Raw genomic sequence first — 3,331 nt, 5'->3', positions numbered from 1 at the left:
TATCATCTAGTTTTAACAATTCATTTTTAGGAAGCTCGGGAAACTTAAGATTTAAACCTTTAAAAGTTTCTATCAGGATTTTGCTGATTGCCAAGCGGGCATACCATTTTTTATCTGCAGGAATAATATACCATGGAGCTGCATCTGTCGAGGTTTCTGATATGGCTTCTTCATACGCTTTCATATAATCATTCCATAAAGCACGTTCAGCTATATCACCAGAAGAGAACTTCCAGTTTTTTGAGGGGTCATCAATTCTATCCAGAAAACGTTGTTTTTGCTCCTCTTTAGATACATGCAGAAATATTTTCACTATAACAGTTCCATTATCGCTAATGTGTTTCTCAAAATTCCGAATACTTTCATACCTTCTCTTCCAAAAATCTTTATCTACTTTTTTTACATCCTGATATCCGGGAATCTTTTCACTCAATACATATTCTGGATGCACTTTACAAACTAATACATTTTCATAATGTGATCGATTATGAATTCCTACACGACCACGTTCAGGTAAAGCTTTATAATGGCGCCATAAAAAATCATGATCATATTCTTCTGCGGTTGGAGTTTTAAAACTATAAACCTGACACCCTTGTGGATTAAAACCGGTCATCACATGCTGAATGGCACTATCTTTCCCTGCAGCATCCATGGCTTGAAAAATAATCAGTACAGATCGAGAATCAGCAGCATACATTGTTTCCTGATACTTTGCAAGCTCTTCCTTGGTTTCTTCTAATTCCTCTTTAGAAGTCCCTTTATCTCTGTCACCGTTATAAGTAGTACTATAATGTTCTAATGAAACCTTTTTACCTGCTTCAACTAAATATTGTTTGATCTCATTTTCCATTTTTTTTCAATTCTAATCGGCCAGCTTTAAATTTAGAATAAAATTCTATTGATTAAATATGTTAATTTTGTCTGATAACTTTAACACTATTTAACACAAACTGTTTTACGTTTTTTTCATCTTTACTCCCATGTTTAAAGAAATTCGCAATAAGTACATCCGTTATCCAAGCATATTCCTTTTTTGTATCATCATCTTCTTTTGTGCACTGCAACTCAATTTCTTATGGCTATTTGGGTACTCACCATCCTATGAAGATATTAAAACACCTACACTTCGTGTCGGTTCAGAATTATACACCTCCGACGGTAAGTTAATAGGTCGCTATTACAAAGAGAACCGTACACCGGTAACTTTTAAGGAAATATCACCAAGTATCATTAATGCTTTAATTGCTACAGAAGATGTACGGTTCTATAAACATATGGGAATCGATTTTCGTTCCCTCCTTTCCAGCGGAATCTCTACTGCAACGGGCGACAAACGAGGAGCAAGTACCATTACGCAACAACTGGCAAAGAACCTTTACAGAACAAGATACAATAAATCACAGGGGGCTTTAAGTCGCATTCCTGTAGTCCGCACCCTTATTGCTAAACTTAAAGAATGGCTCACAGCAGTAAAATTAGAATCTAACTATTCTAAAAATGATATCATTACCATGTACTTGAATACGGTATCTTTTGGTAATAACACATATGGTATCAAAACAGCATCACGCATTTATTTTGATAAAGAAGCCAATCAACTTGATGTACCTGAAGCAGCCCTTTTGGTGGGTATGCTAAAAGGAACAACAACGTACAATCCTATTAAAAACCCTCAAAAAGCATTGGAACGTCGTAACGTGGCCCTTGCGCAAATGAATAAGTACAATTACATTTCAACTGCCGAATTAAACACCTATAAAAGCACACCGATAAAACTTAAAGAAGGAAGAGTTGATGATGGTAGTGACGGTGATTCTTACTTAAGAGCAGCAGTAGATAAATACCTGGAAAAATGGTGTAAAGACAACAATTACGACTTATACGAAGACGGGTTAAAAATATATACAACCATTGATTCTAAACTTCAGCAATATGCTGAAGAAGCTGTAGCTGAACAAATGAAAACTATCCAGAGGAGATTTTATAGTGTTTGGGGAAATGAAGATCCATGGGAAGATTCTGAAGGTAAAAAAGTGGATTATCCAGATCGTGCTATGCGTAGCCTTCCTATTTATAAAATACTAGAAAAGAAATACCCCAACAATCCTGACTCTATAACATCCTGGTTCAATAAAAAGAAAAAGATGAGAATCTTTACCTGGAAAGGTGATCGTGATACACTTTTTTCTACCATGGACTCTATCCGTTATTACGGAAAAATGATGAATACAGGAATGATGACCCTTGATCCTTTTAACGGTAAAATAAAAGTCTGGGTAGGTGGATTAGATCATAAATACTTTAAGTATGACCATGTAAATCAGTCAAAAAGACAAGCTGGTTCTACATTTAAACCTTTTGCATATCTGGCTGCACTCGAAAGCGGTTTAGGACCATGTGATAAATTCACGGATAAACCCGTTAGAATAGCCTATCAGGAAAAAGGAAAAACAGAATACTGGGAGCCTAAAAATGCAAGCTGGAGCAATTCCTATAGTGAAATGTCGCTCCGTTTAGCTATGGCAAGATCTGTAAATACCATTACCGCACAGATCACAGAAAAAGTGGGCTGGGATAATGTAGTAAAGTGGGCTCATGAATGTGGTATCGACAGCCATTTAGAATCTGTACCTTCCGTTAGTTTAGGCCCAAATGATGTTACTGTTTTCGAAATGGTTAGAGCTTATGGAACTTTCTTAAATGGAGGTCTAAAAACAGATCCGATCCTTGTAGAAAAGATCACTGATCTTGATGGAAACCTTATTGAAGAATTTACAGCCAAAACAAAAAGAGTGTTATCTGAAGAAATGTCATGGCTAATGCTTTATATGCTAAGAGGTGGTATGGAAGAACCTGGGGGGACATCTCAAGCCTTATGGGAATGGGACCTTTGGAAAAAAGGAAACCAGATTGGTGGTAAAACGGGAACATCAAGCGATTATGTTGATGCATGGTATATGGGTGTAACCAAAGACTTAGTAACTGGTATTTGGGTAGGCTGCGATGAACGTACTGCACACTTTAAAAATGGAGAAACAGGTGAAGGCTCAAGAACGGCATTACCTATTTTCGGTAAGTTTATGGAAAAGGTCTACAAAGACCCATCTACAGGTTATACTATGGGTCCTTTCCCTAAAGCCAAAGTTAAAATCACTAAGGATCTCAATTGTCCTACACCAAGATATGTGCCAGATACAACCTCAAATGATAGTCTGGAAGTAGACTCCACAAATTTTGAAATTCCGATTGTTGAACCAACTCAGCCTGCTCAAAATGCTCCTGTAGTTCAAAAATCTGAGGATAAGAAAACTCCTGAACAAGTAAAACA

Annotated in this window: 2 protein-coding genes; one reads left to right on the top strand and one right to left on the bottom strand. The window is 36.7% G+C overall.

Translation table 11 applies throughout. The annotated features are described in order from the left end of the window. Positions 1–853 (bottom strand): polyphosphate kinase 2 family protein (locus ABWO41_RS16905; RefSeq protein WP_353140533.1); only part of this gene is annotated, 853 nt, incomplete at its 3' end. A 130-nt stretch (positions 854–983) separates the two neighbouring features. On the opposite strand from ABWO41_RS16905, the gene ABWO41_RS16900 reads away from it, so the two are divergent. Then, positions 984–3,331, top strand: a 2,348-nt coding sequence (locus ABWO41_RS16900) for a penicillin-binding protein 1A (RefSeq protein ID WP_353140530.1), incomplete at its 3' end; no start/stop codon positions are given.

Origin of the sequence: Pseudopedobacter sp. (genome assembly GCF_040392825.1) — a bacterium.
In the GTDB taxonomy this organism is placed as follows: Bacteria; Bacteroidota; Bacteroidia; order Sphingobacteriales; family Sphingobacteriaceae; genus Pseudopedobacter.
This window is presented reverse-complemented; position numbering and strand designations above follow the sequence as displayed.